The 24,523-nt window shown below is 69.9% G+C and carries 34 protein-coding genes, 1 tRNA gene and 1 pseudogene; 33 read left to right on the forward strand and 3 right to left on the reverse strand.

The window, feature by feature from the left end; translation table 11 throughout:
- Window positions 1-78: 78 nt before the first annotated feature.
- Entirely contained in the window at window positions 79-759 is a 681-nt protein-coding gene (locus DVK06_RS08895) for a phosphate ABC transporter permease (RefSeq protein WP_121600028.1), read from the forward strand.
- 24 nt (window positions 760-783) lie between these two features.
- Here DVK06_RS08895 and DVK06_RS08900 read toward each other — a convergent pair whose 3' ends face one another.
- Window positions 784-1,641, reverse strand: a complete 858-nt coding sequence (locus DVK06_RS08900; RefSeq protein ID WP_121600029.1) for a 3-hydroxyacyl-CoA dehydrogenase family protein — start codon at window positions 1,639-1,641, stop codon at window positions 784-786.
- A gap of 163 nt (window positions 1,642-1,804) precedes the next feature.
- Between DVK06_RS08900 and DVK06_RS08905 the strand changes: the two genes are divergently transcribed.
- From DVK06_RS08905 to gfo6, 6 genes are all read left to right on the forward strand, one after another.
- Window positions 1,805-2,515 (forward strand): helix-hairpin-helix domain-containing protein, encoded by a 711-nt coding sequence (locus tag DVK06_RS08905; protein ID WP_121600030.1) that lies wholly within the window; start codon window positions 1,805-1,807, stop codon window positions 2,513-2,515.
- 197 nt (window positions 2,516-2,712) lie between these two features.
- Window positions 2,713-3,516, forward strand: a complete 804-nt coding sequence (locus tag DVK06_RS08910) for a class I fructose-bisphosphate aldolase (RefSeq protein ID WP_121600031.1) — start codon at window positions 2,713-2,715, stop codon at window positions 3,514-3,516.
- Entirely contained in the window at window positions 3,516-4,412 is an 897-nt protein-coding gene (locus DVK06_RS08915; RefSeq protein ID WP_121600032.1) for a class 1 fructose-bisphosphatase, read from the forward strand. Before DVK06_RS08910 ends, DVK06_RS08915 begins: the two co-directional genes overlap by 1 nt.
- Window positions 4,413-4,511: 99 nt before the next feature.
- Window positions 4,512-6,323, forward strand: coding sequence for an acyl-CoA carboxylase subunit beta (locus tag DVK06_RS08920; protein ID WP_121600033.1), 1,812 nt, complete (start codon window positions 4,512-4,514; stop codon window positions 6,321-6,323).
- Window position 6,324: 1 nt separating this feature from the next.
- Window positions 6,325-6,894 (forward strand): redoxin domain-containing protein, encoded by a 570-nt coding sequence (locus DVK06_RS08925; protein WP_121600034.1) that lies wholly within the window; start codon window positions 6,325-6,327, stop codon window positions 6,892-6,894.
- A 92-nt stretch (window positions 6,895-6,986) separates the two neighbouring features.
- On the forward strand, window positions 6,987-8,084 hold the full coding sequence (gfo6, locus tag DVK06_RS08930; protein ID WP_121600035.1) for a D-xylose 1-dehydrogenase Gfo6: 1,098 nt from the start codon (window positions 6,987-6,989) through the stop codon (window positions 8,082-8,084).
- 11 nt (window positions 8,085-8,095) lie between these two features.
- On the opposite strand, the gene DVK06_RS08935 is transcribed toward gfo6, so the two are convergent.
- The gene (locus tag DVK06_RS08935; protein WP_121600036.1) at window positions 8,096-8,938 is read right to left on the reverse strand and encodes an aldo/keto reductase; all 843 of its coding nucleotides are present in this window, start codon (window positions 8,936-8,938) and stop codon (window positions 8,096-8,098) included.
- A 461-nt stretch (window positions 8,939-9,399) separates the two neighbouring features.
- A tRNA-Gly gene (locus DVK06_RS08940) sits at window positions 9,400-9,470 on the reverse strand.
- Between the two features lie 107 nt (window positions 9,471-9,577).
- Here DVK06_RS08940 and DVK06_RS08945 point away from each other — a divergent pair.
- The 26 genes and pseudogenes from DVK06_RS08945 to DVK06_RS09070 form a co-directional block, all read left to right on the forward strand.
- Window positions 9,578-10,870 carry a PQQ-dependent sugar dehydrogenase gene (locus DVK06_RS08945; RefSeq protein ID WP_121600037.1) on the forward strand — a complete coding sequence of 431 codons (1,293 nt, stop codon included), beginning with the start codon at window positions 9,578-9,580 and terminating at the stop codon, window positions 10,868-10,870.
- Window positions 10,871-11,040: 170 nt separating this feature from the next.
- Entirely contained in the window at window positions 11,041-11,907 is an 867-nt protein-coding gene (locus tag DVK06_RS08950) for a putative RNA uridine N3 methyltransferase (RefSeq protein WP_053770982.1), read from the forward strand.
- A 4-nt stretch (window positions 11,908-11,911) separates the two neighbouring features.
- Window positions 11,912-12,928 (forward strand): 50S ribosomal protein L3, encoded by a 1,017-nt coding sequence (locus tag DVK06_RS08955; RefSeq protein WP_053770513.1) that lies wholly within the window; start codon window positions 11,912-11,914, stop codon window positions 12,926-12,928.
- A gap of 3 nt (window positions 12,929-12,931) precedes the next feature.
- Window positions 12,932-13,678: a 50S ribosomal protein L4 gene (gene rpl4p, locus DVK06_RS08960; RefSeq protein ID WP_053770514.1), complete on the forward strand. Its 747-nt coding sequence runs from the start codon at window positions 12,932-12,934 to the stop codon at window positions 13,676-13,678.
- Entirely contained in the window at window positions 13,675-13,929 is a 255-nt protein-coding gene (locus tag DVK06_RS08965; RefSeq protein ID WP_053770515.1) for a 50S ribosomal protein L23, read from the forward strand. The genes rpl4p and DVK06_RS08965 overlap by 4 nt, the downstream gene beginning before the upstream one ends.
- A gap of 1 nt (window position 13,930) precedes the next feature.
- On the forward strand, window positions 13,931-14,653 hold the full coding sequence (locus tag DVK06_RS08970; protein WP_049897897.1) for a 50S ribosomal protein L2: 723 nt from the start codon (window positions 13,931-13,933) through the stop codon (window positions 14,651-14,653).
- Window positions 14,650-15,075, forward strand: a complete 426-nt coding sequence (locus DVK06_RS08975; RefSeq protein WP_053770516.1) for a 30S ribosomal protein S19 — start codon at window positions 14,650-14,652, stop codon at window positions 15,073-15,075. Before DVK06_RS08970 ends, DVK06_RS08975 begins: the two co-directional genes overlap by 4 nt.
- Before the next feature lie 3 nt (window positions 15,076-15,078).
- On the forward strand, window positions 15,079-15,543 hold the full coding sequence (locus tag DVK06_RS08980; protein WP_053770517.1) for a 50S ribosomal protein L22: 465 nt from the start codon (window positions 15,079-15,081) through the stop codon (window positions 15,541-15,543).
- Window positions 15,543-16,484: a 30S ribosomal protein S3 gene (locus DVK06_RS08985; protein WP_121600038.1), complete on the forward strand. Its 942-nt coding sequence runs from the start codon at window positions 15,543-15,545 to the stop codon at window positions 16,482-16,484. The genes DVK06_RS08980 and DVK06_RS08985 overlap by 1 nt, the downstream gene beginning before the upstream one ends.
- Complete coding sequence (gene rpmC, locus DVK06_RS08990) at window positions 16,485-16,703, forward strand: 50S ribosomal protein L29 (protein ID WP_121563060.1); 219 nt, start codon at window positions 16,485-16,487, stop codon at window positions 16,701-16,703.
- A gap of 1 nt (window position 16,704) precedes the next feature.
- Window positions 16,705-17,163, forward strand: a complete 459-nt coding sequence (locus DVK06_RS08995) for a ribonuclease P protein component 1 (protein ID WP_053770520.1) — start codon at window positions 16,705-16,707, stop codon at window positions 17,161-17,163.
- Entirely contained in the window at window positions 17,154-17,498 is a 345-nt protein-coding gene (locus DVK06_RS09000; protein ID WP_053770521.1) for a 30S ribosomal protein S17, read from the forward strand. The genes DVK06_RS08995 and DVK06_RS09000 overlap by 10 nt, the downstream gene beginning before the upstream one ends.
- Window positions 17,498-17,896 carry a 50S ribosomal protein L14 gene (locus DVK06_RS09005; protein ID WP_004597429.1) on the forward strand — a complete coding sequence of 133 codons (399 nt, stop codon included), beginning with the start codon at window positions 17,498-17,500 and terminating at the stop codon, window positions 17,894-17,896. Before DVK06_RS09000 ends, DVK06_RS09005 begins: the two co-directional genes overlap by 1 nt.
- Window positions 17,897-17,898: 2 nt before the next feature.
- A complete protein-coding gene (gene rplX, locus DVK06_RS09010) occupies window positions 17,899-18,255 on the forward strand; it encodes a 50S ribosomal protein L24 (protein ID WP_053770522.1) in 357 nt (118 codons plus the stop codon).
- A complete protein-coding gene (locus DVK06_RS09015; protein ID WP_121600039.1) occupies window positions 18,252-18,971 on the forward strand; it encodes a 30S ribosomal protein S4e in 720 nt (239 codons plus the stop codon). The genes rplX and DVK06_RS09015 overlap by 4 nt, the downstream gene beginning before the upstream one ends.
- On the forward strand, window positions 18,964-19,488 hold the full coding sequence (locus DVK06_RS09020; protein ID WP_121600040.1) for a 50S ribosomal protein L5: 525 nt from the start codon (window positions 18,964-18,966) through the stop codon (window positions 19,486-19,488). Before DVK06_RS09015 ends, DVK06_RS09020 begins: the two co-directional genes overlap by 8 nt.
- Window positions 19,485-19,658: a 30S ribosomal protein S14 gene (locus tag DVK06_RS09025; protein WP_004597423.1), complete on the forward strand. Its 174-nt coding sequence runs from the start codon at window positions 19,485-19,487 to the stop codon at window positions 19,656-19,658. The genes DVK06_RS09020 and DVK06_RS09025 overlap by 4 nt, the downstream gene beginning before the upstream one ends.
- Before the next feature lie 2 nt (window positions 19,659-19,660).
- A complete protein-coding gene (locus tag DVK06_RS09030) occupies window positions 19,661-20,053 on the forward strand; it encodes a 30S ribosomal protein S8 (RefSeq protein WP_004597419.1) in 393 nt (130 codons plus the stop codon).
- A gap of 2 nt (window positions 20,054-20,055) precedes the next feature.
- Window positions 20,056-20,589 (forward strand): 50S ribosomal protein L6, encoded by a 534-nt coding sequence (locus DVK06_RS09035; protein WP_053770525.1) that lies wholly within the window; start codon window positions 20,056-20,058, stop codon window positions 20,587-20,589.
- 3 nt (window positions 20,590-20,592) lie between these two features.
- The gene (locus DVK06_RS09040) at window positions 20,593-21,303 is read left to right on the forward strand and encodes a 50S ribosomal protein L32e (RefSeq protein WP_121600041.1); all 711 of its coding nucleotides are present in this window, start codon (window positions 20,593-20,595) and stop codon (window positions 21,301-21,303) included.
- Window positions 21,296-21,757, forward strand: coding sequence for a 50S ribosomal protein L19e (locus DVK06_RS09045; RefSeq protein WP_053770527.1), 462 nt, complete (start codon window positions 21,296-21,298; stop codon window positions 21,755-21,757). The genes DVK06_RS09040 and DVK06_RS09045 overlap by 8 nt, the downstream gene beginning before the upstream one ends.
- On the forward strand, window positions 21,757-22,314 hold the full coding sequence (locus DVK06_RS09050; protein ID WP_121563056.1) for a 50S ribosomal protein L18: 558 nt from the start codon (window positions 21,757-21,759) through the stop codon (window positions 22,312-22,314). The genes DVK06_RS09045 and DVK06_RS09050 overlap by 1 nt, the downstream gene beginning before the upstream one ends.
- Entirely contained in the window at window positions 22,307-22,954 is a 648-nt protein-coding gene (locus DVK06_RS09055) for a 30S ribosomal protein S5 (protein ID WP_121600042.1), read from the forward strand. The genes DVK06_RS09050 and DVK06_RS09055 overlap by 8 nt, the downstream gene beginning before the upstream one ends.
- The gene (locus DVK06_RS09060) at window positions 22,954-23,418 is read left to right on the forward strand and encodes a 50S ribosomal protein L30 (RefSeq protein ID WP_053770529.1); all 465 of its coding nucleotides are present in this window, start codon (window positions 22,954-22,956) and stop codon (window positions 23,416-23,418) included. The genes DVK06_RS09055 and DVK06_RS09060 overlap by 1 nt, the downstream gene beginning before the upstream one ends.
- Window positions 23,415-23,912 (forward strand): uL15m family ribosomal protein, encoded by a 498-nt coding sequence (locus tag DVK06_RS09065; protein WP_121600043.1) that lies wholly within the window; start codon window positions 23,415-23,417, stop codon window positions 23,910-23,912. The genes DVK06_RS09060 and DVK06_RS09065 overlap by 4 nt, the downstream gene beginning before the upstream one ends.
- Window position 23,913: 1 nt before the next feature.
- Window positions 23,914-24,523 (forward strand): annotated as a pseudogene (locus DVK06_RS09070) (preprotein translocase subunit SecY); the annotation flags it as partial.

Genomic DNA, 24,523 nt, shown 5'->3' on the forward strand with positions numbered 1-24,523 from the left:
GGGTCGCGCCTCGGGTCGCGCGCTTCCCGTCGCCGCGGCTACGACAATTTAAGTACCAGCGCGCGCCACTTCACGGACATGCTCACCCCACTCACCGGCGGTCTGGTCCTCGCGGGGCTGGCGCTCGCGTTCGTCGGCGCGGCGGTCTCCGTCTACGCGGTGACGCTGACGGGGCTGCTCGTCGGCGCCGGCGCCGGCTACCTGTTCGCGCCGAACGTGGTCGGGCTCGTCGCGGTCGACGGCGCGGTCCTGACCGCCGGCGCGGTCGGGATCGGCGGCCTCCTCGGCGGCTTCCTCGCGTACGCCGGGCTCTCCTTCGCGGTGCTGGGAATCGGCGCCGTGGTCGGCGGGTTCGCCGGGCGGTTCGCGGTGGGTCCGTTCTACGCGGCCGACGCGGCGGGGCTCGAGGGGACGGCGCTGCTCGTCGGCGCGACGCTGGCCGGCGTCGCGGTCGGCGCGCTGTTCGGGTTCGTCCTCACGCGGACGACGCTCGTGGTCTCGACGGCGCTCATCGGCGCGGCGTTCGCCTCGCGGTCGCTGACGCCGGCGAGCTTCGAGACCGCCGCCGCGGAGACGACCGTCGAGCCCCTCCTCTTCGACCTCTCCGCGCCCGCGTTCCTCGCGGTGTTCGCCCTCGGGACGCTCTCGCAGCTCGGACTCTTCCGGTTCGGCTACGTGACGAAGCTCGTCGGGCTGCTGCCCGGCGCGCGCCGGTGGACGGCCGACGACGACCGCGACGGCGGCGCGAAGGGCGCGTAGCGCCCTTCGGGAACTGATCTCCGACTACTCGTACTCGTAGAAGCCGCGGCCGGTCTTCTTGCCGAGGTCGCCCGCCTCGACCTTGCGCTTGAGTAGGTACGCCGGCTTGTAGCGGTCGCCGAGCTCGTCGTGGAGCGTCTCGCTGGCGTCGAGCGCCACGTCGAGGCCGATGTGGTCGGCGAGTTCGAGCGGGCCCATCGGGACGTTCGTGCCGAGCTTCATCCCGCGGTCGATGTCGGCCTTGTCGGCGACCCCCTCGTCGTACGCACGGATCCCCTCGTTGATCCACGGCATCAGGATCCGGTTGGTGACGAAGCCGGGCTTGTCGTCGGCCTCCCACGTCTCCTTGCCGAGGTCCTCGGCGAAGGCGTGCGCGAAGTCGACGACCGCGGGGTCGGTGCGTTCGCCGACGACGACCTCGACGCCGTCCATGATCGGGACGGGGTTCATGAAGTGGAGGCCGACCACGTCGCTCGCGCGGTCGGTCGCGCTCGCGATGGTGGTGATAGACAGCGTGGAGGTGTTCGTCGCGAGGACGACGCCGTCGTCGGTGACGCGGTCGAGGTCGCCGAACACGTCGCGTTTCACATCGAGGTCCTCGATCACGGCCTCGATAACGAGGTCGGCGGCCGCGAGGTCGTCGAGGTCGGTCGTGCCGGTGATCCGGTCGCGGATCGCGTCCGGCTCCTCGTCGAGCGCGTCCTTCGCGGCCAGCCGGTCGAGGCTGTCCTCCACGCTGTCGAGGCCGCGCTCGACGTACTCGGCCTCCACGTCGCGCATCACCACGTCGTAGCCCGCGGTCGCCGCGACCTGCGCGATCCCGTTGCCCATCGTCCCGGCCCCCACGACACCGATCGCGTCGACCTCAGAGAGTGACGGCATGCCATGTCCAACCCCCGCGCGGATCGTAAGTATTGCGGAGGCGACGCGGCTCCGCGTCCCGGCCGCGGCGACACGTCACGGACGCGTTACGGTCCCGCTAATTATCATTCAGCGTCGTCGTCGGGGGAAGATTCTTAAGAACGTCCGCTAAGTTTAAATCGAGATGAACGACGAGGCCGCGGACCGCGGGCGCGAAGAACTCGTCGACCTCAAGTGGATCGGGCCGGCGACCGAGAGGGTTCTCTCGGATGCCGACCTGACCGCCGCCACACTCCGAGAGAAAGGCGTCTCGTACCGCGGCCTCGTCGACGCCGGCGTGAACCCCGGCGTCGCGGCGAAGATTCGTCGCGAGCACTCGCTGTCGTGGTCGTTCGAGGCCGGCGACGGACTCGACCGCCGCTCATCGCAGGTCCGCGGACTCGGTAGCGAGGAAGCGGCTTGGGTGGCCGCCAGCGCCGGCGACTGGGCGTCCGACGGCTCCGAACCGGTCGACCCCGAACCGGACGACGCGGGCGACGGTGCGGACTCGACTACGGGCGACTGGGAGGCAACCGGCGACTGGCCGTCGGTCGGTGGCGCTGCCGACGCTCCCCCGAGCGACGACGACGCGCTCGACGACGCCGCGGCGGCCGACGGAAGCGGCGACCCCGCCGCGGCCGAGGCGGCGTGGCGCAAGCGGTCAGCGCCGACGCCGCTGTCGACGCTCTCGGCGGTCGCCGACGACGGGAACGCGGTCGACTTACTGGCGGACGCCGGGATCAACTCCGTCCGGAGCCTCGCAGCGGCGGATCCCGACCGCGTCGCCGACGTGTTAGCGCTCGACCCTGACCGTGTCAACCGCTGGCACGCAGCGGCGCGCGACGCCCAACACTGACTCACCCCGCCCGCGATCCGCTGCGAAGAGTTTCAGACACCGTTCATGACGGCCAGAAATTTACTATTCCCGTAGTGTTATTGTTATCTAATATCCACGCGAAGGGGCAGTAGCGGCCTCATTTCAGCCACTCTCTCGACGGAACGGTCGCCGTTCACCACCGTCCTTTTTATATATGTGTGCGTATGATTAGCCCGATGCTTCCTCACGCCGCCGACGACATCTCGCGCGACGGCAAGTCGCTCATCCTCGCGTACGACCACGGGCTCGAACACGGGCCGGTCGACTTCGAGCCGAACCCGGACACGGCGGACCCGGAGCGGGTCTTCGAGCTCGCCACCCACGAGGCGGTCACCTCGCTGGCCGTCCAGAAGGGGCTCGCGGAGGCGTACTACCCCCACTACGAGGACGAGGTGAACCTCCTGTTGAAGCTCAACGGGACCTCGAACCTCTGGATGGGCGAGCCGGACAGCGCGGTCAACTGTACGGCGGAGTACGCGGCCGAGCTGGGCGCCGACGCGGTCGGGTTCACCGTCTACGGCGGGTCGAACCACGAGGTCGAGATGGCCGAGGAGTTCCGCGAGGCCCAGGAGGGCGCCCGCGCACACGACATGGCCGTCGTCATGTGGTCGTACCCGCGCGGACAGGGGCTCCGCAACGACGGGAGCCCGGACGTCATCTCGTACGGCGCGCGGCTCGGCCTGGAGCTCGGCGCCGACGTGGTGAAGGTGAAGTACCCCGGCTCCGCCGAGGCGATGGGCGACGCCGTCGAGATGGCCGGGCCGGCCGACGTGGTGATGTCCGGCGGGACGATGCGCGACGACAAGGCGTTCCTCCGGAACGTCTCGAACGCCATCGACGCGGGCGCCACCGGCATCGCCGTCGGCCGCAACGTCTTCCAGCGCGACGAGCCCGAGCGCATCCTCGACGCGCTGGAGGCCGTGATCTTCGACGAGGTCGACCCGGCCGAGGCGCTGGCGATCGCCGAGAGCGACGACTGATGGCCTCCTCCGACCCGACCGTCGCGGCCGTCTTCGACGCGGTCGCGGCGACCGCGCCCGAGATCCGCGCCGCGCTCCCCGGCCGGCGCGTCGAGAGCGGGACGGAGAACGCCTCCGGCGAGTCGGTGCTGGCGGGCGACCTGTACGCCGACGAGCTGCTCGGCGACGCGATCACCGCGGTCGACGGCGTCGGCTCGTTCGTCAGCGAGGAGCGCGAGGAAGCGGTCGACGCGGGCGGCGCGGTCGGGGGCGGGCCGGACGACGCCTACGCCGTGGCGATCGACCCCCTCGACGGCTCGTCGAACCTGCGGTCGAACAACGCGATGGGGACCGTCGTCGGGGTGTACGACGCCCCGCTGCCCGCGCGCGGCCGAGACCTCGTCGCGGCCGGCTACGTCCTCTACGGACCGATCACGACGATGGTCGTCGCCGACGAGGCGGGCGTCCGCGAGGAGGTCGTTGAGCGCGCGCCCGACGGCGACGGGGTCGAGCGCTCGGTCGTCGAGGGCGACCTGACGCTCCCGGCGACGCCGACCGTCTACGGGTTCGGCGGGCGCGTCCCCGACTGGCCCGCCGACTTCCGCGCGTACGCCCGGGCGGTCGAGGACGACCTGAAGCTCCGCTACGGCGGCGCGATGGTCGGCGACGTGAACCAGGTGCTCACCTACGGCGGGGTGTTCGCGTACCCCGCGCTCCGGAGCGCGCCGGAGGGGAAGCTCCGCCTCCAGTTCGAGGCGAACCCCATCGCCTACGTCATCGAGCGCGCCGGGGGGGCCTCCTCGGACGGGACCGGTTCGATCCTCGACGTCGAGCCCGAGGCGGTCCACCAGCGCACGCCGCTGTACGTCGGCAACGAGGCGCTGATCGACCGGCTAGAGGCGGCGGTCGGCGACTAGGACGGCGACCGAGGCGGCGGCTCCGCGCGGGCGGTCCCGGCGGTCCGGACCGAATCTCGCATGGAAAACTGTTTAGGATCTACCGCAAATCTTGCGTCCATGAAAGTCCACGTCGGCGCGGCGGCGACCCCCGAGGAGGCCGAAGCGATAGCGAAGTCGCTCGCCGAACACCTCGGCGTCGACGTCGACGTCTACGTCGGCGACGGGGAGACGCCGGTCGCGAGCGCCGAGCCGTCCGAACCGAGCTACCCGCTCGACGACGACCTCGGGCCGACCGACCGCGAGCGCGACCTCCGCGCCGAGATAGCCGACATCCGCGAGGGCGGCCCGGAGAAGTACCGCGACCGGCTCTCGGAGCAAGGGAAGCTGTTCGTCCGCGACCGCCTCGACCTCTGGTTCGGCGGCGAGGGCGGGACCCGCGGCGCCGGCGACGCGGACGCGGCCGACGGCGACCCGGCGGGCGTGACGTTCGAGGACGGGAAGTTCGCCGCCTTCGACGACTGGCACCCGGACGCGCCCGCGGGCGACGACGGGGAGCGGAACGAGGCGGGCGGCGACCGCCTCCCCGGCGACGGCCTGCTGACGGGCGCCGCGGAGTTCGAGGGCCGCGACGTGCACTTCATGGCCAACGACTTCACCGTGAAGGCGGGGTCGATGGCGTCGAAGGGCGTCGAGAAGTTCCTCCGGATGCAACAGCGCGCGCTGAAGACGGGGAACCCGGTCCTCTACCTGATGGACTCCTCCGGCGGCCGGATCGACCAGCAGACCGGCTTCTTCGCCAACCGCGAGGGGATCGGGAAGTACTACTACAACCACTCGATGCTGTCCGGCGCGGTGCCGCAGATCTGCGTCCTCTACGGCCCGTGTATCGCCGGTGCCGCCTACACCCCCGTCTTCGCCGACTTCACCGTGATGGTCGAGGGGATGTCCGCGATGGCGATCGCCTCCCCGCGGATGGTCGAGATGGTCACCGGCGAGGAGATCGACTTAGACGACCTCGGCGGCCCGCGCGTCCACGCCGAGGAGTCCGGCTCCGCGGACCTCATCGCGCGCGACGAGGAGCACGCCCGCGAGCTGGTCGCCGAGCTGATCGGGTACCTCCCGGACCGGGCCGGCGAGAAGCCCCCGACGCGCGAGACGAAGCCGCCGAAGTACTCGCCCGACGGGATTGACGAGCTGATCCCCGAGGCGCCGAACCGGCCGTACGACGCCCACGACCTCCTCGACCGGATCGCCGACGCCGAGTCGGTGTTCGAGCTGAAGGAGGGGTACGGCTCGGAGATCGTCACGGCGTTCTGCCGGATCGACGGGCGGCCGGTCGGCGTCGTCGCCAACCAGCCGACGGAGCGGTCGGGCGCCATCTTCCCGGACGCGGCCGAGAAGGCCGCCGAGTTCATCTGGACCTGCGACGCCTACGAGATCCCCCTGCTGTACCTCTGTGACACGCCCGGCTTCATGGCCGGCTCGCAGGTCGAGAAGGACGCGATCTTAGAGAAGGGCAAGAAGATGATCTACGCCACCTCCTCGGCGACGGTGCCGAAGCAGACCGTCGTGGTCCGGAAGGCGTACGGCGCGGGGATCTACGCGATGGGCGGGCCCGCTTACGACCCGGAGAGCGTCATCGGTCTCCCGTCCGGCGAGATCGGGATCATGGGTCCCGAGGCCGCGATCAACGCCGTCTACGCTCGGAAGCTCGCCGAGATAGACGATCCGGAGGAGCGCGCGGCCGAGGAACGGCGCCTGCGCGAGGAGTACCGCGAGGGGATCGACGTCCACCGGATGGCCAGCGAGGTCGTGATCGACGAGATCGTTCCCCCGTCCGACCTCCGCGCCGAGTTGGCCGCGCGGTTCGACTTCTACGAGGACGTTCGGAAGGACCTGCCCGACAAGAAACACGGGACGGTGCTGTGACGTGATCGACGAGGGGACCACCGCGCCCGACTTCGCCGCGCCGGCGGTCGCGGTCGGACCGGCCGGGCGGGACGCGGTCGGCGACGGCTCCGCGGACCGCGCCGCCGCCGAACTCGCGCTGTTCCGGCTCGTCGAGGCGCACGACGCGGTCGCGCTCCTGTTCGCGCCCGCGACGTTCGTCCCGACGTGTACGGCCGAGCTCGCCGCCGTCCGCGACGCCGGCTGGGACGACCGCGACGACCTCGCCGTCGTCGCGCTCACCGGCGACTCGCTGTACGCCGCGTTCGCGTACGCCGACCGGTTCGACCTCTCATTCCCGGTCGTCGCCGACTTCCACGGCGGCGCGGCCGAGTCGTACGACCTGCTCGCCGACTCGTGGGAGGGCCACTCGGACGTCCCGCGCCGCGCGGCGGTCGTGGTCGACGGCGACTGGACGGTCCGGTTCGCGGCGGCGGCCGACGACGCGCTCGACCGCGTCGACCCCCCGCCCGTCGAGCGCGCGACCGGGGCGCTCCGCGACCTCGGGGTCGACGCCGCGCGGCCGCGGGTGGACTACGACGGGGAGTGGTGAACGACGGGGAGTGGTGAGCGGCGCGGGTCAGGACGCCCGCCGGCGGACGCCGTCGCCGTGGTTATTTGACGCCCCCGCGACGAGGGGTCGGCATGGAAGCCGCCTTCGCGGAGTACCTCGACGAGTTCACGCGCCGGGACTGGGAGACGCTCGACCCGGCCGCCGTCACCGACCCGGTCCGGGTCGCGGTCGTCGGGCTCGGCTGGTTCGCCCGGGAGTGGGCGCTGCCCGGCATCGCGCGGTCGGCGTACACCGAGGCGACCGTCGTCACCGACGTCGACGCCGCCGCCGTCGAGGCGGTCGCCGCCGAGCGCGACGTGACCGGCGTGACGCCCGACGAGTTCCGCGCCGGCGCGGTCGCGGACGCATACGACGCGGTGTACGTCGCGACGCCGAACGCGACCCACTTGGAGTACGTCGAGGCCGCCGCCGACCAGGGGAAGGCGGTCCTCTGCGAGAAGCCGCTGGAGGCGACGCCGGAGCGAGCGCGCCGGCTCGTGGCGGCGTGCCGCGACGCCGACGTGCCGCTGATGGTCGGCTACCGGATGCAGACGGATCCGGCCGTCCGGCGGCTCCGAGACCTCATCGACGCGGGCGTCGCGGGCGACGTGGTCGGCGTCCACGCGACGATGACGCAGACGATGCTCGGCGAGCTCGGCGGCGACCACGACCAGTGGCGGCTCGACCCGGACCGCTCCGGCGGCTGCGCGGTCATGGACCTGGGGGTGTACCCGATCAACACGACGCGGTTCGCGCTCCGCGAGGACCCGGTTCGCGTGTCGGGCCGCACGCGCTCGGAGCACGCGGCGTTCGCCGACGTCGACGAGCACGCGACCTTCAGGCTGGAGTTCCCCGGCGGCGTCGACGCGCAGTGCTCGGTGAGTCAGAACGCCCAGCACGCGAGCCGGCTGGAGGTCACCGGCACGGACGCCAGACTGATCTTGGACCCGGCGTTCTACGAGCGCGAGGACCGCGGCTTCGCCGTCGTCCGGGACGGCACCCGGGTCGACGTGGAGTTCGACCAGGTCCACCAGATCGAAGCGGAGTTCGCGTACTTCGGCCACCAGCTGCTCGCGGGCGAGCCGTTCCACGCCGACGGCGAGCACGCGCTCACCGACAGCCGCGCGCTCGCCGCCGTCTACGAGTCGGCCGAGACGGGCGAGCCGGTCGCGCTCGGCGACGCGGCGTAACCTCGGGCCCGCTACTGCTCGATCCCGTACACGTCGCTCGTCCAGTCACGGGCCGGGGTGTCGTACACCGGCCGATCCCGGTCGCGCCCGTCGAGCCGCCGCCGATCGGCGTCGTCCAGCTCCCAGTCCATCTCGGCGTTGGCCCGGACGTGTTCGGGAGTCGACGAGCGCGGGAGCGGGACGACGCCGCGGTCGATCGCCCACCGCACGACGACCTGCGCGGGATGCCTGTCGTACTTCTCGGCCAGTTCCGCGACGACCTCGTCGCCGAACACGTCCGTCCGCGCGAGCGGCGCCGCCGCCTCGACCACGGTGTCGGTCTCGCGGCAGTACTCGACTAGGTCCGGGCGCTGGAACCACGGGTGGAACTCGATCTGGTTCACCGCGATGGGGGCGTCCGAGATGTGGTGCGCGCAGCTGAGCTGGTACGCGCTGAAGTTCGAGACGCCGATGTCGCGGACGAGCCCGCGGTCGCGAAGCTCGGCCATCGCGCGGAGCGTCTCGCGCAGCGAGATGGCGGGGTTCGGCCAGTGGATCAGGTACAGGTCGAGGTACTCGACCCCGAGGCGGTCGAGCGACGCCTCGCACGAGGCGATCACCGACTCGTAGTTGAGGTTCTTCGCGAGCACCTTCGAGGTGAGGAACACGTCGTCGCGGTCGACGCCGCTCGCCGCGAGGGCGTCGCCGATGGCCTCCTCGTTTTTGTACCCCTCGGCCGTGTCGATGTGGCCGTAGCCCGCGTCGAGCGCCGCGCGGACGCTGTCGACGGTCTCGCGGTCGTCGAGGTCGTACGTGCCGAGTCCGAGCGCCGGTAGCTCCGCGCCGCTCGGGAGCGTCTTCGTTGGAACGGTCACGCGACAGGGGTTCGCCGGATCGCCGATTGAAACTACCGGTCGGGGAACGCTCCCCGATCAAAAGATGCCGTGGCGCGCGCCCGTGAGCGCCCGCCGGGCGCGAGCGGCGCGTGCGAGGGAGTCGGCCGACCGGAGGGAGGCCGACGAGGCTGGGGAGGCGCGAGGTGCGGCTGCCGTGCGAGGCGGGGCGGACTCAAAGGGGCAGCCGCGAGGCGGGCTGAGGCGACGTAAGCACCACAGCGAGTGAACGGAGTGAACGAGCGAGGAGCGCAGCGAGAGTCAGCCCGCCTCGCGGCTGGGGCTTTGGAAGTGTTCGCCACCGCTCAGTCGTCCGGTTACTGGCTACTGATAGCGTTCAAATCTCTCTCGGTGATTTTGCTCACTTCGTTCGCAAAATGCACCGGCCGAGACTCCCGCGAGCGCAGCGAGCGGGAGTCAGGCCGGGGCACGACTGAAAGGAGTGCACCGGCCGAGATTTGAACTCGGGTTGCAACCATGGCAAGGTTGCGTGATACCACTACACTACCGGTGCGTGCTTCGCATCCGATCGTAGCCCGGGTCGGAGATATAAGGGTTCCGAACGAGCGCCGGCGGAAGGGTCATCGGCGTCGCGCCCCCACGTCGATCCGAACTCGAACGATGCCCGACTCTTCCGACCGCATCGACAGACGCACCGTCCTCCGCGCGGCCGGCGGGCTCACCGGCGCCGCCGCCCTCCCGACGCTCTCGGGCTGTCTCGGCGACGGAACCGGAAGCGACCCCAACGACGACGGGAGCGACGCCCCCGACGAGGACCCTCCGCCGGACGACGGCGGCGACGTGGACTACGACGTCGAACATGTCGCCGAGGGGTTCGAGAACCCGTGGGGGCTCGCGTTCCTGCCCGGCGACGGTCGCCTGCTCGTCACCGAGCGCCCGGGGCGGCTCTCGCTCGTCGACCCCGCCGACGGGACGATGGAGTCGATCGCGGGCGCGCCCGAGGTGTTCGCGGCGGGACAGGGCGGTCTGCTCGACGTCGCGGTCCACCCCGACTACCCCGCCGACCCGCGCGTGTACCTGACGTACTCGGCGCGCGCCGCGGACAGCCCGGCCGGCGACGGCGCGGAGGGCGCGAGCACTCACCTCGGCGCCGGCCGGCTCTCGCTCGACGGCGACGCGCCCGCGCTCGACGGGTTCGAGGCGCTGTTCGTCGCCGAACCGTTCCGCGGTACGGATCTCCACTTCGGGTCGCGGGCGACGTTCGGCCCCGACGGCGCGCTGTTCGTCACGGTCGGCGACAGGCGCGACACCGACTTCGGGCCGGACCACGTCTCGCAGGACCGCTCGAACGACCTGGGCGCGACGCTGCGGCTGACGCCCGACGGCGACCCCCACCCCGAGAACCCCTTCGCCGGCGACGCGGACGCCGCGGACGCGCTGTACAGCTACGGACACCGAAACCCGCAGGCGATGGCGGTGCGGCCCGAGACGGGCGCGGTCTGGCAGTGCGAGCACGGCGAGCGCGACGGCGACGAGATCAACGTGATCGAGGCCGGCGGCAACTACGGCTGGCCGGTCGCGAGCGAGGCGTGCCGGTACGGGACCGACGACCCGGTCGCGCCGGGGCACGGCGAGCGCGACGGCGTGACCGCGCCGGTCCACTACTGGCCGTGCGGTTCCGGGGGCTTCCCGCCGAGCGGCGCGGTCTTCTACGACGGCGACGCGTTCCCAGAGTGGCGCGGGGACCTGTTCGCGGGCACGCTCGCGGCGCAGTACCTCGGGCGGTTCACCGTCGACGGCGACGGACAGGACGCGGTCGTGACCGAGCGCGAACCGCTGCTCGACGACCGGGAGTGGCGCATGCGCGCGGTCGCGGTCGAGCCCGAGACCGGGCACCTCTACGTCGCGGTCGACGCCGGCGACGCGCCGGTCGCCCGGATCGTCCCGGCGTGACCTCGACCGCTCGGGTCGTTCGGGATCGGCCCCGGTCACCGCGGTGACGGTTGGCACGATCCGGAGGCCAGATCCCGCGCCAAACCCCGTGTGAACGCGGCACAGCCCGAAATCGGGACCGCTATCCTTTTACGGTGCCGTCTGAAATCGAGGTGTACAGTCTCGCCACGATGCGTACCGAAGACGGGCTCACGATATGTGTTCCGTCTTCGCTCGTCCGGGAGGCCGAGGACGACCGCGAGGCGACTCGCAAACTCGGCTACGTCGCCCGTGCGGCGGCGGTGTTCCGGGCGGATCGGCTCGCCGTCTTCCCCGACAGGGAAGGCGAGGGTCGACGGGGCGGGGAGTACGTCCGCACCGTACTGGGGTACGCCGCGACGCCGCCGGAGCTCCGAAAGGACCTCTGGGGGCAACGCGACGAGCTCCGGTACGTCGGCGTGCTTCCCCCGCTCCGCGTGCCGTGGCGGACCGGCTCGACCCCTAGCGGGGGAGAGTCGAAAACACAGGGACTCGTGACCGAGGTCGGACCTGAAGGCCGCGTCCGGGTCAATTCCCCGCTGCGGGAACACCCGATCTCCCTGCTCGTCCCCTCCGGAATGGAGGTCGAGCGGGGGGAGCGCGTCACCATCAGGGTCTCTTCGAGAGAACCGGTCCGCGCCCGCATCACCGGGAAGCCGGAGGTCGGCTTCCAGGTCGTGGCCGCGGACCTGTCGGAAGCGCTCGCCGGCGACGGACTGGCCGTCGCGACGTCGCGACACGGGGCGGAACTCTCCGTCTCGCGGCTCGGCGACCTCGTCTCGGACGCGCGGGAGGCCGGCGGCTACACCGTCGCCTTCGGCGCGCCCGAGCGGGGGCTTCCGGAGATGCTCGGGCTCTCGCCCGACCGCATTCGGGCGGCCGTCGCCGACGGCCGCTCGGTCGAACCCGATCCGGGGTTCGACCTCTGGCTGAACACGATCCCGGCACAAGCGAGCGAGGTCGTCCGGACGGAGGAGGCTCTGTTCGCGACCCTCGGCTCGCTCACACTCACGGAGTAAACACATGCCACAACCAAGCCGACCACGAAAAGGCTCGCTGGGCTACGGCCCGCGCACCCGCGCAGACAGCGAGGTGCCGCGCATCCGTTCGTGGCCAGACGACGACGGGGCCCCTGCGCTGCAGGGATTCGCCGGCTACAAGGCCGGGATGACCCACGTCATGATGGTCAACGACGAGGCGAACTCGCCGCGTGAAGGGATGGAGGAGGCCGTCCCCGTCACCGTCGTCGAGACGCCGCCGATGTACGCCGTCGCAGTCCGAGCCTACGAGGACACGCCGTACGGACAGAAGCCGGTCGAAGAGGTCTGGGCGACCGAGTTCCACGAGGAGCTCGACCGCGCGCTCGACCTGCCGGCGGAAGACACCTTCGAGGAGGACGCCGACGAGCTGCGCGCGCTGCTCGACGACGGCGTCGTCGACGACGTGCGCGTCATCACGCACACGGCGCCCTCGGAGCTCTCGAACGTCCCCAAGAAGAAGCCCGACGTCATGGAGACGCGCGTCGGCGGCGGCTCCCTCGAGGAGCGCGCCGACTTCGCGCTGGACCTGGTCGCCGAGGGCGGCGCCCACGAGTTCGGCGACGTCTTCCGCGCCGGGCAGTACACCGACGTCTCCGGCATCACGAAGGGGAAGGGGACGCAGGGTCCCGTCAAGCGCTGGGGCGTTCAGAAGCGGAAGGGCAAACACGCCCGCCAGGGATGGCGGCGCCGGATCGGCAACCTCGGTCCGTGGAACCCCTCCCGCGTCCGCTCCACCGTGCCCCAGCAGGGCCAGACCGGCTACCACCAGCGCACCGAGCTCAACAAGCGCCTCATCGACTTCGGCGAGGGGTCGGACGCCTCCGTCGACGGCGGCTTCGTCAACTACGGCGAGGTCGACGGCGAGTACGCGCTCATCAAGGGCTCGCTGCCCGGACCGGACCAGCGTCTGCTGCGGTTCCGCCCGGCCATCCGGCCGAACGACCAGCCGCGCCTCGACCCCGAGGTCCGGTACGTTTCCACCGAATCCAACCAGGGATAACCAATGAACGCAACAGTACACGACCTGGACGGCGACGAGGCGGGCAGCATCGAGCTGCCGGCCGTCTTCGAGACCGCGTTCCGACCGGACCTCATCGGTCGCGCGGTCGGCGCCGCCCAGGCAAACCGGAAGCAGGCCTACGGGGCAGACGAGTTCGCCGGGCTGCGGACGCCCGCCGAGTCGTTCGGCTCCGGGCGCGGGCTCGCACACGTGCCGCGACAGGAGAACGTCGCCCGCCGCGTCCCGCACGCCGTTTCGGGCCGCGCCGCGCACCCGCCGAAGGCCGAGAAGGACCAGTCGAAGCAACTGAACGACAAGGAGCGACAGCTCGCCATCCGGTCGGCCATCGCGGCCACGACCGACGCCGAGCTCGTCGCCGAGCGCGGTCACGCGTTCGACGAGGACCTCGACCTCCCGCTCGTCGTGAGCGACGAGTTCGAGGACCTGAAGAAGACCCAGGAGGCCCTGGGCGTCCTCGAGGCCGTCGGCGTCGACGCCGACATCGAGCGCGCCGAGGAGGGCCGCTCCGTCCGCGCCGGACAGGGGAAGGCCCGCGGCCGCAAGTACCGCCAGCCGAAGTCCGTCCTCGTCGTCACCAGCGAGGAGCCGTCCCGCGCCGCCCGCAACCTCGCGGGCGTCGACGTCGCGACCGCTCGCGAGGTCAACGCCGAGGACCTCGCGCCGGGCGCGCATCCGGGCCGACTCACGCTGTGGACCGAAAGCGCCGTCGCGGAGGTGGCCGACCGATGAACTCGATCATCGAGCATCCGATCGTCACCGAGCAGGCGATGAACGAGATGGACTTCAACAACAAGCTGCTGTTCCTCGTCGACGTCGACGCGACCAAGCCGGAGATCACCTCCGAGGTCGCCGAGCGCTACGACGTGGGCGTCGCGAACGTCAACACGCAGGTGACGCCGCAGGGCGAGAAGAAGGCGATCGTCACCCTGTCGGAGGACGACGACGCGACCGAAATCGCCTCGCGCATCGGGGTGTTCTGAGATGGGACGACGAATCCAAGGACAACGGCGCGGACGCGGCGGCCCGACGTTCCGGGCCCCCTCGCACCGTTACAAGGCGGAACTGTCGCACAAGAAGCTCGAAGACGTGGACACGATCACCGGCGAGATCGTCGGGATCGAACACGACCCGGCCCGCTCGGCCCCCCTCGCGGAGGTCGAGTTCGAGGACGACGACCGTCGCCTCGTGCTCGCCCCGGAAGGCGTGCGCGTCGGCGAGACGATCCAGGTCGGCGTCTCGGCGGAGATCAAGCCGGGCAACACGCTCCCGCTGGCGGAGATCCCCGAGGGCGTACCCGTGTGTAACGTCGAGAGCAACCGCGGGGACGGCGGGAAGTTCGCGCGCGCCTCCGGCGTGTCCGCGACGCTTCTCACCCACGACCGCGACGTCGCGGTCGTCCAGCTCCCCAGCGGCGAAGTGAAGCGGCTCGACCCCCAGTGCCGCGCCACGATCGGCGTGGTCGCGGGCGGCGGCCGGACGGAGAAGCCCTTCGTCAAGGCCGGCAACAAGCACCACAAGATGAAAGCGCGCGGCACCAAGTACCCGCGCGTGCGCGGCGTCGCGATGAACGCCGTCGACCACCCCTTCGGTGGCGGTGGTCGCCAACACCCCGGCCAGCCGAAGTCCGTCTCGCGGGACGCCCCGCCGGGACGCAAGGTCGGTGACATCGCATCCAAGCGCACCGGACGAGGTGGCAACAAATGAGTTCAGACTACCGAACCGGCCGCGAGGGCAAGGAGTTCGCCTACCGCGGTCACTCGCTCGACGAGCTGCAGGAGATGGACGTAGAGGAGGTCGCGGAACTGCTCCCCGCACGCCAGCGGCGAAGCATCGTTCGCGGTCTCAGCACCGAACAGCAGAAGCTGCTGGAGACGGTCCGGAGCCGCGACAAGGAGACGACGGCGGACGACCCGATCCGGACGCACCTGCGCGACATGCCGGTCCTGCCGGAGTTCGTCGGCGTCACCTTCGCCGTGTACAACGGACACAGCTTCGAGCGCGTTCAGGTCGAACCCGAGATGATCGGGCACTACCTCGGTGAGTTCCACCTCACCCGAAGCACCGTCGAACACGGCCAGGCCGGCATCGGCGCGACCCGGTCCTCGAAGTTCGTGCCCCTCAAGTAACCCATGGGAATCAACTACAGCGTCGAGGCCGACCCGGAGACCACCGCCAAGGGGATGCTCCGCGACCGGCCCATCAGCGTGAAGGACAGCAAGGAGATCTCCCGAGAGATCAAAGGCGAGACGGTCGCCGACGCGGAGGAGTTCCTCCAGGAGGTCATCGACGAGGAGTCGTCCGTCCCGATGCGCCAGCACAACGCCGGCGCGGGACACCGCTCCGACGTCGACGGCTGGGACGCGGGACGGTACCCCGAGAAGGCCGCCAAGGACTTCCTCAAGCTCTTGGAGAACGTCAAGAACAACGCCGACGAACAGGGGTTCGACGGCGAGGAGATGGTCATCAAACACGTGGCCCCCCACAAGGTCGGCGAGCGACCCGGCCGGAACCCCCGCGCCGCGGGCGCGACGGAGTGGAACACCACGCTCGCGGACGTCGAACTGATCATCGAGGAGCCGGAGGCTGACAACTAATGGCTGACGAACACCAATTCATCGAGGACGGCCTTCGCCGTTCCCAGATCAACGAGTTCTTCGCGGACGAGCTCGGCCGCGCCGGCTACGGCGGGATGGACGTCGCCCAGACGCCGATGGGCACCCAGATCGTCCTGAAGGCCGAAAAGCCCGGCATGGTGATCGGGAAGGGTGGGAAGAACATCCGCAAGATCACCACCGAGCTCGAGGAGCGCTTCGACATGGACGACCCGCAGATCGACGTTCAGGAGGTCGACGAGCCCGACCTGAACGCCCAGATCGTCGCGGACCGTCTCGCGAACGCCCTCGAACGCGGCTGGTACTTCCGGAAGGCCGGTCACACCACGATCGACCGCATCATGGACGCGGGCGCGCTGGGCGCCGAGATCGTCCTGTCCGGGAAGGTCACCGGCGCGCGCTCGCGCGTCGAGAAGTTCAACCGCGGCTACATCAAGCACAACGGCGAGCCCGCAGAGGAGGTCGTCGATCACGGCCAGGGCGTCGCCGTCATGAAGCTCGGGACGATCGGCGTCAACGTCAAGATCATCCCGCCGGGCGCGACGCTCCCGGACGACTTCCAGGTCCGCGAGGACGCCGAGGTCCCGGAGGTCGAGCAGGCGGCGGTCGACGCCGACGCCGACGAGGGCGTCGAGTCGCTCCTCGAAGAGGACCCCGACGAGGTCCCGGACGTGGGCGGCGACGACGTCGACGTCCCCGACGAGGACCCCGCGGAGGTCATCGACGAGGAGGTCGTCGAGGAGGTCGTCGAGGAGACCCAGGAGACGGCCGCCGAGGCGACCGACGTCGCCGCGGAGGAACCGGTCGACGAGGACGTCGACGCCGACGAGCTCGACGACCTCGACGAAGAGATCGAGTCCGAGGCGGCCGACCTCGTCGCGGAGATGGAGGCGGCCGACGAGGAAGACGAGGGGGACGAGTAAATGGCGATCCTCTACACCGACGAGATCCGCGACATGACCGCGGCGGAGCGGCAGGTCGAACTCGAGGAGCTCGAGACCGAGCTGCTCAACTCGAAGGCGCAGCGGGCGGCCGGCGGCATGCCGGAGAGCCCGGGCCGCGTCAACGAGCTGAAGAAGACCATCGCGCGGATCAAGACGATCCAGGCGGAAGAAGGCGACTTCGACGACGAGGAACAGTAAGATGATCTCCCCCGACACGCTCGTTCGACACGAGCTCGTTGGCCTCCCGGTTCGGGTGGTCGACGCCGACAGCGACGCCCACGTGGGCATCGCGGGTCGCGTGCTCGACGAGACGTTCGGCACCCTCGTGGTCCGGACGGGGTCGGGGGACAAGCGCGTGCCCAAGTCGGGCGCGACGTTCGAGTTCGGCGTCGTCGAGACGCCGACCGCTCGCACAGATGAAGCCGCCGGCGACGGAGGGTCGCCGGGGTCCGCGTCCCAACTCGGGTCGGATACTACGGGGGTCCGCCCCCGTCAGTCTGGCCCGTCCGGGTCCGAAAGCGCCGTCGACGGTGACGGCGCGGGCCCGGCGAGCCGACGAGGCGAGTGCAAAGACGCGGTCTACGCGACGGTGGATGGCGATCGGTTGCGACATCGGCCCGCCGAACGCACCGAACGAGGTGCCACACAATGGCGATAGGAATCGACGTACCCACGCCTCCGGAGCCAGACAACCCGGAGGATTACGACTACGAGAAGTGCCCGTTCTACGGGCAGCTCTCCGTCCGCGGCCAGACCCGCGAGGGAACGGTCGTGTCGACGGACATGGAAAAGACCGTCATCGTCGAGCGAGAGTACGACGTGTTCGTACCGAAATACGACCGGTACATGAAGCGTCGCTCGCGCATCCCGGCCCACGTGCCGGGCGTGCTCGACTCGCTCGAAGTCGGTGACGAAGTGAAAATCGCGGAGACGCGACCGCTCTCGAAGACGAAGTCCCACGTCGTCGTCGAGATCCTGTCGGGTGATCAGTGATGGAGGCGCTCAAGGCCGACGTCACGCAGGGGCTCTCGAAGGGCTCGCTGATCACGTGCGCCGACAACACCGGCGCCCGTGAGCTGAAGGTGATCTCCGTGTCGGGCTACTCCGGCACGAAGAACCGCCACCCGAAGGCGGGGATCGGCGACAAGGTGACCGTCTCGGTCACCAAAGGGACGCCGGAGATGCGGCGGCAGGTGCTGGAGGCGGTCGTCGTCCGCCAGCGCAAGCCGATCCGCCGTCCGGACGGCACGCGCGTGAAGTTCGAGGACAACGCGGCCGTCATCATCGACGACCTCGAGGAGCCGCGGGGCACGGAGATCAAAGGCCCCGTCGCCCGCGAGGTCGCCGAACGATTCGGGAGCATCGCCTCGACCGCGACGATGATCGTCTAACTATGACGAACCAGCCACGCAAACAACGAAAACGGTCGGAGACCGCGCCGCTCCACGAGCGGCAGAACCAGGTCCGAGCCACCCTCACCGAGGATCTCCGCGACGAGTACGGACAGCGGAACGTCCGCGTCAACGCCGGCGACACCGTCGAGGTGCTTCGCGGCGACGCGGCCGGCACGGAGGCGGAGGTCGTCTCCGTCGACCTGTCCGCCGAGCGGATCACGGTCGAGGACGTCACCGTCGAGAAGGCGGACGGGGAGGAAGTTCCCCGCCCCATCCCGGCGAGCAACGTCCGGGTGACCGAACTGGACCTCGAAGACGAGCGCCGCGAGGCGCGGCTCCAGGAGGACAACGAATGACGCGACACCAGAAGCGACTGTCAGTACCGAACTCCTGGCCGGTCGAGCGCAAGACGAACACGTTCACGGTGAAGGCGGGCGCGGGCCCGCACGGCGAGGCGGGCGTTCCCCTCGTCGTCCTGCTGCGGGACGTGCTCGGCTACGTCGACTCGACGAAGGAGGCGCGCTACGCGCTGAACAACGACTCGATCCTCGTCAACGGGGACGCCATCTCGGACGAGCAGCGTCCGATCGGGATGTTCGACATCCTGGCGTTCCCCGAGCGCGGGGAGTACTTCCGCGTCTTCCCCGACGAGGGCGGTCGGCTCGCGCTGACCCCCGTCGACGAGGAGGCCGCGGGCAGCCGGCTCGGGAAGATCACGAACAAGACCGTCGTCCCCGGCGGGGTCGTCCAGCTGACGCTCCACGACGGGACGAACGTCCGCGTGGACGACGACGCGGACTACGAGACGAACGACTCGATCGTCGTCGACAATGAGACGAAGGAGATCGTCGCCCACTTCGAGTACGAGGAGGGCGCGCTGGTCACCGCCGTCGCCGGCCAGCACGCCGGTCAGATCGGCGAGATCGACGACATCGACGTGACGCTCGGCTCCGGCGACAACACCGTCACCGTCGCCAGCGACGACGGCGGCTACGAGACGATCGAGGAGTACGTCGTCGTGATCGACGAGAACTTCACGGACGACGACGAGGCGGGTGATTCGGATGAGTGAAGCCGAGAGCGCCGACCACGAGATGCGCGAGCCGTACCTCGAGAAGGTCGTCGTCCACATGGGCGTCGGGCAGGGCGGAGAGCCCCTCGCCGACGCCGAGCAGATCATCGAGGAGATCACGGGCCAGCAGTCGGTCCGGACCACCTCGAAGCGCACCATCGCCGAGTTCGGGATCCGCAAGGGCGACCCGATCGGCGTGAAGGTGACGCTGCGGGGCGAGGACGCGCACGCGTTCCTCGAGACCGCGCTGGACCTGGTCGACGTCGGCCGGAGCCAGTTCGACGACACGGGTAACCTCAGCTTCGGGGTCGAGGACCACACCGACTTCCCGAGCCAGGAGTACGATCCCAACACCGGGATCTACGGCCTCGACGTGACGACGACGATCGTCCGTCCCGGCTACCGCGTCTCGAAACGCGACAAGGCGACGGGGACCATCCCCGCCCGCCACCGGATGACAGCCGAGGACGCAGCCGCGTTCCTCGAAACGAACTTCGACGTCGAGGTAAGCGAATGAGCGAAGCGAACAACGACACGGGCGAGCACGCCGCGAAGCGCACCGACTCCCGGCACACGTGCCGGCGGTGCGACCGCGAGCAGGGACTCGTCGGCAAGTACGACATCAACCTCTGCCGCCAGTGCTTCCGCGAGGTCGCCCGAGACATGGGATTCGAGAAGTACAGCTGATCATGACGGGAAACGATCCATTCACCAACGCGCTCGCCGGCATGGACAACGCCGAGAGCGTTGGCCACCTGTCGTACACGGTAGAGCCCGCTTCGAACATCATCGGCTCCGTCCTCGAGGTCCTCTACGACCGCGGGTACGTCGACGGCTTCGAGTACGTCGACGACGGGAAGGCCGGGAAGTTCGAGGTCGAACTGAAAGGCGCGATCAACGAGTGTGGCGCCGTCAAGCCCCGCTACTCGGCGGGCGCTGACGAGTTCGAGAAGTGGGAGAAGCGATACCTCCCCGCCCGTGACTACGGGACGCTCATCGTCACGACGAGCCACGGCGTCATGAGCCACTACGAGGCCCGCGAAGCGGGCATCGGCGGCCAAGTGATCGCATACGTCTACTAACAATGAACAGAGTCGAAATCGAGATTCCGGACGACGTCTCCGCCGAGACCGACCACCTCGAACTCACCGTCGAGGGGCCCAACGGAAGCGTCACGCGACGCCTCTGGTACCCCGACGTCGACGTGTCCGTCGAGGACGGCGCGGTGGTCATCGCGACCGAGAACGAGGACGCGAAGACCAACGCCACGGTCGGCACCTTCGAAAGCCACGTCGCCAACATGATCCACGGCGTCACCGAGGGCTGGGAGTACGCGATGGAAGTGTACTACGCCCACTTCCCGATGCAGGTGAACGTGGAGGGCGACGAGGTCGTCATCGAGAACTTCCTCGGAGAGAGCGCCGCGCGGCGCACCCCGATCCGCGGAGACACGGACGTACAGGTCGACGGCGAGACGGTCACGCTGACGGGCTCCGACAAGGAGGCCGTCGGGCAGACCGCCGCCGACATCGAACAGCTGACGAAGGTGACCGACAAGGACACGCGCGTCTTCCAGGACGGCGTGTACATCGTCGAGAAGCCCACCGGAGGTGCCTAACCAATGGCAGACGAACTGGAAGACATCAGCGGTGTCGGTCCCTCGAAGGCGGACGCGCTTCGCGAGGCCGGCTACGAGACGGTCGAGGACGTGAAGGCCGCCTCCCAGTCGGAGCTCTCCGAGGTCGACGGCGTCGGCAACGCGCTCGCCGCGCGTATCAAGGCCGACGTCGGCGGACTGGAGGTCGACGAGGAGGCGGACGCGGAGATCGAAGACGAGACCGACGAGGAGGAGTCGGCCGACGAGGCCGAGGAGTCCGAGGCGGTCGAGACGGAGCTTCGCCCCCGCGGCCACGCCGACAAGACGCCGGAACTGGACGACGAGACCGCTCGCGCGCTCGCGCAGAAGCACCGCGAGGGGAAACCGCAGTTCAACCGGCAGGACTACCACAAGAAAAAGCGGATCCCGACGTCGTGGCGCAAGCCGCGCGGCGGGCTCTCCAAGCAGCGCCGCCGCATGAAGTCGAAGGGGCCGGTCGTCGAGGCCGGCTTCCGCTCGCCCAAGGCGTCGCGCGACCTGCACCCGAGCGGCTTCGAGGAGGTCCGCGTTCACAACACGGACGACCTCGAGGGCGTCGACGGCGACACGCAGGCGGTGCGGATCGCCTCGAAGGTCGGCGGTCGCAAGCGCGAACTGATCGAGGACGAGGCGGAGGAGCGCGGCATCCGCGTGCTGAACCCGACCTACGTCGAAGTGGAGGTCAACGATGAGTGATCTGAAGGCGCAGAAACGGCTCGCAGCGGACGAGCTCGACGTCGGCAAGGGCCGCGTCTGGCTCGACCCCGACGCACAGGAGGAGATCGCGGACGCGATCACCCGCGAGGACGTCCGCGAGCTCATCGACCAGGGAACGATCCGCGCGAAAGACGCGAAGACGAATTCGCGCGGTCGCGCCCGCGAGCGCGCCGACAAGCGCTCGTACGGACACCAGTCCGGCGCCGGCTCCCGCAAGGGGCGCTCCGGCGCGCGGCAGAACACGAAAGACGACTGGAAGGCGCGCATCCGCGCACAGCGGGCCCGCCTGAAGGAGCTTCGCGACGAGGAAGACGTACTCGACGCCTCCGAGTACCGCACGCTCTACAACAAGGCGAGCGGGGGAGACTTCGAGGACGTCGCCCGTCTCGAGGCGTTCATCGAGACGCAGTACGGTTACGAGGTGACGGACTAATGGCGACAGGACCACGATACAAGGTGCCGATGCGGCGCCGCCGCGAGGTCCGGACGGATTACCATCAGAGGTTGCGCCTGCTGAAATCGGGCAAGCCTCGCCTGGTCGCCCGGGTGAGCAACGCTCACGTCAGGGCGCAGCTGGTGACCCCCGGACCCGACGGCGACGAGACCCACGCGGCCGCCTCCAGCGAGGAGCTCGGCGAGTACGGCTGGGACGCCCCCACGGGCAACCTCCCCAGCGCGTACCTCACCGGCTTCCTCGCGGGCGCCCGCGCCGTCGACGCCGGCCTCGACGAGGCCGTCCTCGACATCGGGCTCAACACGGCGACGCCCGGCAACAAGACGTTCGCGGTACAGGAAGGAGCGATCGACGCGGGCCTCGAGATCCCGCACAACGACGACGTGCTGGCCGACTGGTCGCGCACGCGCGGCGAACACATCGCCGACTACGCAGAGCAGCTCGACGAGCCGCTGTACAGCGGCGAGTTCGACGCCAGCGAGCTACCCGAGCACTTCGACGACGTGCTCGCGACAATCCAGGAGGACCATGAGTAGACACAACGACGGCTGGGAACCGCGGACGCGACTCGGCCGCAAGGTACAGGACGGCGACATCACGTCGATGGAACAGGCGCTCGAGTCCGGCCTCCCGCTGAAGGAGGCGGAGATCGTCGACCAGCTCCTCCCGGGGCTCGAAGACGAGGTGCTGGACATCAACATGGTCCAGCGCATGACCGACTCCGGCCGCCGCGTGAAGTTCCGCTGCGTCGTCGCCGTGGGCAACCGCGACGGCTACCTCGGCTACGCGCAGGCCCGCGACGACCAGGTCGGCGGCGCGATCCAGAAGGCGATCGACGTCGCGAAGCTGAACCTCATCTCGGTCGACCGCGGCTCCGGGTCCTGGGAGGACCAGCCCGGCGGCACCAACTCCCTGACCCGCACGGCGAAGGGGAAGGCCGGCTCCGTCACCGTCGAGATCAAGCCCGCCCCGCAGGGGCTAGGCCTCGCGGCCGCGGAGACGGTCCGCAACATCTTAGAGCTCGCCGGCGTCGAGGACGCCTGGACGAACTCCGACGGCAACACGCGCACGACGGTGAACCTCGCGAAGGCGACGTTCAACGCCTTGGAGAACGCGGCGCAGTCCCGCACTCCGCAGCACGCGCGCGAGGTCCACTACGACGAGGTGAGCGAGTGATGCAGGCGATCGTTCAGCTCCGCGGCGACGTCAACCTGGACTACGACGTCGAGGACACGCTCGACATGCTGAACGTCGGGCGCGTCAACCACGCGACGTTCGTCCCCGAGACGGACTCGTACCGCGGCATGATCACGAAGGTCAACGACGTCGTCGCGTTCGGGGAACCGAGCGCCGAGGCCGTCGCGCGGACCGTCGCGCGGCGCGGCGAGCCCCTCGAGGGCTCGGCCGACGTCGACGACGAGTGGATCGGATCGAACACCGACTACGCCGACCTCGAGGCGCTGGCCGAAGCGCTCGTCGACGAGGAGACGACCCTGCGCGAGCAGGGCCTCTCGCCAACGCTCCGGCTCCACGCGCCCCGCGGCGGTCACGAGGGCATCAAACACCCCGTGATCGAGGGCGGCGAGCTCGGGAAACACACCACCGAGGAGATCGACAGTCTCCTGGAGGCGATGCGATGACGAGCAAGAAACGACGACAGCGCGGCTCTCGCACGCACGGCGGCGGCACGCACAAGAACCGGCGCGGCGCCGGGCACCGCGGCGGCCGCGGCGCGGCCGGTCGCGCGAAACACGAGTACCACAACTACGGCCCGCTCGGCAAGCACGGGTTCAAGCGGCCCGAGGACGCCCAGACGGAGGTCCTCGAAGTGAAGGTCCAGAAGCTCGACGAGGACGCGGCGCTGTACGCCGCGGACGGCCTCGCCGAGGAGGACGGCGACGCGTACGTCTTCGACGCGCGCGACGTCGTCGAGGACGGCCACGAGGCGGACGTCGTGAAGGTGCTCGGCGGCGGGCAGGTCCGGCGCGAGCTCCGCGTCACGGCCGACGCGTTCACGGCCGGTGCGGTCGAGCTCATCGAGGAGGCCGGCGGCGAGGCGACGCTCTCGGAGCGCGCCGAAGAGCCCGCTGACGAACCGGAAAACACTTCCGACGACGAGAACGACGAGGCGTAACATGAGCTGGAAGGAGGCCGCCGAACCGGTGCTCTCGCGGATGCCCGTCGTGGAGCGGCCCGCGGGGCACGTCCCGTTCAAGCGGAAGCTCACGTGGACGGCCGGAATCCTGATCGTCTACTTCTTCCTGACCAACATCAACCCGTTCGGGTTGGCGGTCGGGCAGGGGTCGGACTTCTTCGGACAGTTCCGGTCGGTGCTGGCCGGATCGTCCGGGTCGCTGTTGCAGGTCGGTATCGGACCGATCGTCACGGCGTCCATCGTCCTCCAGCTGCTGGGCGGTGCGAACCTCCTCGGGCTCGACACGGAGAACGACCCGCGTGACCAGGTCCTCTATCAGGGCCTCCAGAAGCTGCTCGTGATCATCGTCTCGGCGCTGACGGCGGCGCCGATGGTGTTCACCGGGAGCTTCCTCCCGGCCGACGACGCGGTCGCGAGCGCGCTCGGCATCGGCACGTTCGGCGTGCAGCTGCTGATCTTCGCGCAGATCTTCGTCGGCGGCATCCTCATCCTGTTCATGGACGAGATCGTGAGCAAGTGGGGCGTCGGCTCCGGCGTCGGGCTGTTCATCATCGCGTCGGTGAGCCAGCAGATCGTCGGCGGCTTCTTCA

It is taken from the genome of Halorubrum sp. Atlit-28R (assembly GCF_003665955.1).
GTDB classification, from domain to species: domain Archaea; phylum Halobacteriota; class Halobacteria; order Halobacteriales; family Haloferacaceae; genus Halorubrum; species Halorubrum tropicale.